Annotated in this window: 1 protein-coding gene; it reads left to right on the top strand. The window is 73.1% G+C overall.

Features of this window, described 5'->3' with window-relative positions:
* Positions 1 to 142: 142 nt before the first annotated feature.
* The coding region (locus JHD80_RS27335) for a hypothetical protein (protein ID WP_199093743.1) at positions 143 to 391 on the top strand (249 nt) is incomplete at its 3' end.

A 391-nucleotide genomic window follows, 5' to 3' on the forward strand; every position in this document is an offset into this window, starting at 1 on the left:
CCCCCCCCCCCCCCCCCCCCCCCCCCCCCCCCCCCCCCCCCCCCCCCCCCCCCCCCCCCCCCCCCACATTATCACCCCCCCGACGGCAGACGCGATCGCGCCGAGAGTCTCGTGGGCTCGGAGATGTGTATAAGCGACAGCCATGGTCATCGCAGCGGCCTGGAGGCTGACCCAGGCTGCGCGCCAGACGCCCTTGATCGCCAAGAACGTCTTCAGGGCCTCGAAAGTCGCACCGAACGGCGCGAAGGGCTCTGTCTCTTATACACATCTGACGCTGCCGACGATAAACCTTCGGTGTAGATCTCGGTGGTCGCAGTATCATGAAGACGGGGGGGGGGGGGGGGGGGGGGGGGGGGGGGGGGGGGGGGGGGGGGGGGGGGGGGGGGGGGGG

Origin of the sequence: Allobosea sp. ASV33 (assembly GCF_016428755.1) — a bacterium.
In the GTDB taxonomy this organism is placed as follows: domain Bacteria; phylum Pseudomonadota; class Alphaproteobacteria; order Rhizobiales; family Beijerinckiaceae; genus Allobosea.